This window comes from Cryobacterium cryoconiti (assembly GCF_004403065.1).
In the GTDB taxonomy this organism is placed as follows: domain Bacteria; phylum Actinomycetota; class Actinomycetes; order Actinomycetales; family Microbacteriaceae; genus Cryobacterium; species Cryobacterium cryoconiti.
Genome location: NZ_SOHA01000008.1, coordinates 1 through 5,692, shown reverse-complemented (window position 1 = coordinate 5,692; position 5,692 = coordinate 1). Strand labels below are relative to the sequence as shown.

At 71.0% G+C, this 5,692-nt stretch carries 5 protein-coding genes; all 5 read right to left on the bottom strand.

All coding sequences use genetic code 11. The features are described from left to right. Nucleotides 1-43: 43 nt before the first annotated feature. The gene (locus E3T49_RS04525; RefSeq protein WP_134423774.1) at nt 44-1,132 is read right to left on the bottom strand and encodes a Glu/Leu/Phe/Val dehydrogenase dimerization domain-containing protein; all 1,089 of its coding nucleotides are present in this window, start codon (nt 1,130-1,132) and stop codon (nt 44-46) included. A gap of 118 nt (nt 1,133-1,250) precedes the next feature. Further along, entirely contained in the window at nt 1,251-2,444 is a 1,194-nt protein-coding gene (locus tag E3T49_RS04520; protein WP_241972646.1) for a mechanosensitive ion channel family protein, read from the bottom strand. 136 nt (nt 2,445-2,580) lie between these two features. After that, on the bottom strand, nt 2,581-4,257 hold the full coding sequence (gene purH, locus E3T49_RS04515) for a bifunctional phosphoribosylaminoimidazolecarboxamide formyltransferase/IMP cyclohydrolase (protein WP_134423773.1): 1,677 nt from the start codon (nt 4,255-4,257) through the stop codon (nt 2,581-2,583). Next, nucleotides 4,254-4,847 carry a phosphoribosylglycinamide formyltransferase gene (gene purN, locus E3T49_RS04510; RefSeq protein ID WP_134423772.1) on the bottom strand — a complete coding sequence of 198 codons (594 nt, stop codon included), beginning with the start codon at nt 4,845-4,847 and terminating at the stop codon, nt 4,254-4,256. Before purN ends, purH begins: the two co-directional genes overlap by 4 nt. A gap of 70 nt (nt 4,848-4,917) precedes the next feature. Then, nucleotides 4,918-5,692 (bottom strand): cell division protein PerM (locus E3T49_RS16105; protein ID WP_241972645.1); only part of this gene is annotated, 775 nt, incomplete at its 5' end.

Sequence of the window (5,692 nt, the reverse complement as noted above, 5' to 3'; positions counted from 1 at the left end):
CGGTGCGCGGCGACTACCGGCGCGGGCGGGCGGTGCCGGGCGACTACCGGCGCGGGCGGGCGGCGTCCAGCCGCGCGGCAGCCAGGCGCTCGGCGGCGGCGAGGGTCGTGATGCCCTGCTCACGGGCATCCGTGAAGATCTCTGCGACGACGTCGCCGATCGCGGCGACCCGCTCGGCCACCCGGGCCAGGTCGGCGTTCGGCTCCGAGGCCAGGGCCAGGTAGATCACCCCGCCCGCGTTCACGACGAAGTCGGGGGCCCAGAGGATGCCGCGGGCATCCAGCTGGGCGGCTCCCTCCGGCTGGGCGAGCTGGTTGTTGGCGGCGCCGACGACCCCGAGCACGTTGAGTTCCCCGATCACGCGGGCGGTCAGCACCCCGCCGAGACCGCAGGGCACGAACAGGTCGGCCGGCACGTGGTGCACCTCGTCGACCGGAACCCACTCGGCCCCGAGGCCGGCGGCGAACTCCTGCTTGCCGAGGTTGACGTCACTGACGGTGAGCCGGGCGCCGGCGGCGGCCAGGGTTGCGGCAAGGCGCCCGCCGACCTGGCCGAGGCCGGAGATCACGATGTGCCGTCCGGAGACCTCGCGGCTGCCGAACAGGGCATCGAGGGTGGCGAGCACGCTGGCGTACACGCCGGCCGCGGTCGCGTCGGCCGGTTCGCCCACGCCGCCGCTGGCGGCCGGCAACCCACAGACGTGGTCGGTGCGCTCCTTCACCACGGCCATCAGCTCGGCGTTCGTGCCGACATCCTCAGCCGTCATGTAGGCGCCGTCCAGGCTCTCGATGGCGTCACCGAGGTCGAGCATCGCGTCGCGTCGCTCCGCCTCGCTCAGCTCGACCCCGAACGGCAGGTGGATGACGGACTTTCCGCCGCCCCGGTTCAGCCCGGCGACAGCGTTCTTCAGGGTCATCGCCGCGGACAGGCGCAGGGCGTCGGCGACGGCATCCGTCCAGTTCTCGTACTGCCACAGCCGGGCGCCGCCGAGGGCCTGGCCCAGCCGGGTGGAGTGCACGGCCACGGTGATCACGAGGCCCGAACGGATGCCGGTGGTGATCACCACGCGTTCGTGCGTGAACGGGAGGCCGATCAGGGCATCCAGCGAGGTGGTGGGGTGCGTGAGCGTCATGGGTGGTTCTCCTCGCTGGTCGGCCTTGTGGGCTCATCGTGCCGCCGCGATCGTGGCGCGTCGACTGCACCAGACTAGTCACCCGACTCCTCGAACGCTCGCCTTGAGCCGCGGCGCGTCAGCGCTCCTCCGCCGGCCCCCTCTGCACGGGGATGGTGGCGGTGAACTCGGCCGCCCGCGCCTTGGCATTCTCGTCGCCGGAGAACAACCCGATGGGCGCGGTGACGGGGTGCGCCGGCTCTGAACGCGCGGGGGCCGGCGCCCGCGGGGTTTCCCGCCGCAGCTCCATCCGGCCGACCGGCAGCGCCTCCGGATTGTGGGTGTTGATCCAGTCGATCAGGTTCTCTCGCACCAGACAGCGCAGGTCGAACAGGGTGGGAGCGTCGGCGGCGGAGACCAGCACGCGCACGCGCACGAAGCCGCCCACGGCATCCGTCACCTGGAGCACGACCACGCGTTCGTCCCAGAGCTCGGTCTGCGCGACGATGCGGTCGAGTTCCACGCGCATGCCCGCCGGGTCGACGCGCCAGTCGAGGTCGAACTCGACCGCGCCGAGCAGCTCGCTGTTGTGCCGCGTCCAGTTCTGGAACGGGTTGGTCGTGAAATAGGTGGACGGCAGCACCATCCGGCGGTCGTCCCAGATGTGCACGACCACATAGGTGAGCGTGATCTCCTCGATCTTGCCCCACTCGGTCTCGACGATCACGACGTCGTCGACCCGCAGGGCGTTGTTGAAAGCCAGCTGGATGCCGGCGAACACGTTCGCGAGCGTGGACTGCGCGGCCAGGCCGGCGACCACACTGAGCAGGCCGGCGGAGGCGAACAGGCTCGCGCCGAGGGTCGCGGCGCCGGGGATGCTGAGCAGCACGGCCCCGATCGCGCAGATAATGACCACGACGACGCCGATCCGGCGCAGCATCCGCAGCTGGGTGCGCACGCGGCGAGCGACCCGGTTGTCACGCACGTCCACGCGGTAGCGGGTGGCGGCCACCTCCTCGAAGAAGTAGAACAGCGCACAGACCAGCCAGGTGGCCGCGGCGATGAACAGAGCCCGGAAGATGAAGTCGACCAGACGCTCGATCTCCTCTGAGCTGTCCAGGAACACGGTGTTGACCGACCAGATCGCGCCCACCAGCAGGGTCAGCCGGAACGGTACCCGCACCAGGCCGACCAGCGTGCGCGCCCAGGTCTTTTTACGGCCGGCCACCCGGAACACCAGGGCGGTGATCGCCGTGATTCCCACGGCGGCCACAACCGCGATCGCCAGGGCGATCAGGTAGTCGGTCTGCACGAATCCCTCGAGATCGGGCACGATGCTCCTTCCGGCCGGGACGGTTCTGATGAAGCCACGGACCCCTCAATCGTGCCAGACTCCGTGGCCGACTCCGGAGAAAACGGATGCCGCCGATCTCCTGAGTCAGCCACAGGGGGGATTCCCCCGCGAACGCCTAGTGGAAGAAGTGGCGCTCCCCGGTGAAGTACATGCTGACGCCGGCATCCGTCGCCGCCTGGATGACCTCGGCGTCGCGCACCGAACCGCCGGGCTGAACGACGGCCGTGACGCCCGCGTCGAGCAGCACCTGCAGGCCGTCCGCGAACGGGAAGAACGCGTCCGAGGCCGCGACCGAGCCGGCCGCCCGGTCGCCGGCCCGCAGCACCGCAAGGTGACAGGAGTCGACCCGGTTGACCTGGCCCATTCCGACGCCCACGGATGCCCCGCCGCGTGCCAGCAGGATGGCGTTCGACTTCACGGAGCGGCAGGCCTTCCACGCGAACTCGAGGTCCGCCCGGGTGGCCTCGTCGACCTCGGCGCCGGCCGCGAGGGTCCAGGCCGAGGAGTCGAGGTCGTCGAAGGTGTCGGACTCCTGCACGAGCAGGCCGCCGGAGATCTGGCGCAGCTCCAGCGAGGAGCGGTGGTAGTCGGCCGGCAGCTCGAGCAGGCGGATGTTCTTCTTGGCGCTGAGAAGCTCGAACGCGGCCGGCTCGAAGCCCGGGGCGACGAGCACTTCGGTGAAGATCTGGCTGACGGTCTCGGCCATGCCGAGGGTGACCGTGCGGTTGGCGGCGATGACGCCGCCGAAGGCGGAGATCGGGTCGCAGTCGTGCGCGCGGTGGTGCGCGGAGGCGATCGCATCGGGTGCCTTGGGGTTGGCGACGGCGATGCCGCAGGGGTTGGCGTGCTTGATGATGGCCACGGCCGGTTCGGCGAAGTCGTAGGCGGCGCGCACGGCGGCGTCCGCGTCGACGTAGTTGTTGTACGACATCTCCTTGCCGTGACGCTGAACGGCCTGCGCGATGCCCTGGCCTCCTTCGCCGAGGTAGAGCGCAGCGGCCTGGTGCGAGTTCTCGCCGTAGCGGAGCACGGCACTGCGGGTGGCCTCGATGACGAGGGTCTCGGGGAACGGCATCTCGTCAGCGAGGGCGTCACCGATCACGGCGTCGAACTCCTCGAGGATGTCCTCGTCGAGGGCCGCGGCGTCGTCCTGCCACTGGTCGTAGACGTTCTCGGTGAACCAGGCGGAGACGCTCAGGTCGTAGCCGGCGGTGTGCTCGAAGGCCAACGACGCCAGCTTCTGGCGCAGTGTCAGCGGGGTGCCGCCGGCCACGACGGCGGCGATGATCTCGTCGTAGTTGTCGGGGTCCACCACGATGGCGACATTGGCGTGGTTCTTCGCCGCGGCACGCACGAGGGCAGGTCCGCCGATGTCGATCTGCTCGATCACGTCGGCCGGGGACGCGCCCGCCAGGGCGGTCTCGACGAACGGGTACAGGTTCACGACGACGAGCTGGAACGCCTCGATGCCGAGATCGGCCAGCTGCGCCTCGTGCGCTTCGAGGCGCAGGTCGGCGAGGATTCCGGCGTGCACTCCGGGGTGCAGGGTCTTGACCCGGCCGTCGAGGGATTCGGGGAAGCCGGTGACCGCGGAGACATCCGTCACAGCGTGGCCCGCGGCGCGGATGGTGGCCGCCGTGGACCCGGTCGACACGATTTCGACGCCGGTCGCCGCGAGGGCGGCGGCCAGCTCGATCAGCCCGGTCTTGTCGCTCACCGAGATCAGGGCGCGCCGCACGGGCACGACGTCGCGGTGGCGGTACAGGCTCTGGGCGTTGGTGGGACCGCTCATATGTGGGAATGCTCCTTGAGATCGACGTGTCCGTTGGCGATGTCGAGCACGGCCTGCACCAGCAGGCGACGCTCGACGAGTTTGATGCGGTCGTGCAGGGATGCCTGAGTGTCACCCGGCAGCACCGGCACCCGTTCCTGCGCGATGATCGGCCCGTCGTCGACACCGGTGTCGACGACGATCAGGCTGGCGCCGGTTTCGGCGACCCCGGCGGCCAGGGCGTCGCGCACACCGTGGGCCCCGGGGAATTCGGGCAGGTAGGCCGGATGCGTGTTGAGCAGGTTCGGGGTCAGCGCGGCCACGACCCGGGGCGGCAGCAGGCGCATGAAGCCGCTCAGCACGACGAGGTCGGCATCCCACTGCTGGATCTGCGCGAGGAGCTCGTCGCCCCACGCCTCCCGGGACGGGTGCGACGTGAACGGAACCGTGAACGTGGAAATGCCGTACTCCTCGCCCAGCTCGAGCCCGTCGGCGTCGCGGTCGGCGCCGATGGCCACCACGCGCGCGGGGTATTCGGCGTCGCGGCAGGCCTCGAGCAGGGAGCGCAGGTTGGATCCTCCGCCGGAGATCAATACGACCAAGTTCAGCACGGGAGAAGCCTACCGTTCGGCGGCCACATGGGGGCCACCCACCTGTGACGCGGGGATGCGGGCGGGCCCGTCAGCGGCGAGGGAGTGAGTTGCGGAGCTTCCCGAGCAGGCGGCCGGCGCCGCCCGTTGCGCCGTTCTTCGCGCCGCCCGTTGCCGCGGCCCGAGCCGCGGGCGCGGGCGTGAACAGTCCGAGGCAGGCCGCGACGCCCACCTCGGCGGCGGCGAGCACGCCCACCAGGAACGGGTTCGGCCCGACCTCGACGAGCCGGCCCGGGCCGACCGCTCCGCCCGACCACCAGGCCAGCAGGCCGAGCAGCACGCCGGCGACGAGACCGGTGCCGAGACCGGTGAGCAGCCGCGCCGTGATGGTGGGGGCAGGGGCATCCGTGGCACCGGTGCGCTGACGCAGGATGACGGCGGCGAGAAAGCCGATCAGCACGGGAACGAGCAGGCCGACGAACCCGAACGCAAGGCTGCCCTGGGGCAGCACGCCGAGGATGGGCAGTCCCGGCACGGTGCCGAGCGCCGTTCCCACCGGCGAGACGCTGGTTCCCACGCCCACGGCGATGCCGGGACCCACGAACCACGACGCTGCCCAGATGACCAGGTTCGGGATCAGCGCGAGCTGGGCGATGGTGAGCGCGATGCCACCCAGAACCCCGGCCTGCACCGTCTCGTAGAGTCCGATGATGGTGGCGTAATTGGTCAGGATCAGCACGAACACCGTGAGGCCGGCAACGCAGAGGATGCCGGCGGCCGCGGCCGTGCCGCCCCGCAGCGCCGCGACGACGCCCGCACGAACCGGGGCCGGGAGCACCCCGGCGACCGGGCGACGTCCGGCGCCG

Coding starts and splice junctions, on each gene's coding strand:
- E3T49_RS04525 (WP_134423774.1), bottom strand. CDS start 1,132: ATGACGCTCACGCACCCCACCACCTCGCTGGATGCCCTGATCGGCCTC.
- purH (WP_134423773.1), bottom strand. CDS start 4,257: ATGAGCGGTCCCACCAACGCCCAGAGCCTGTACCGCCACCGCGACGTC.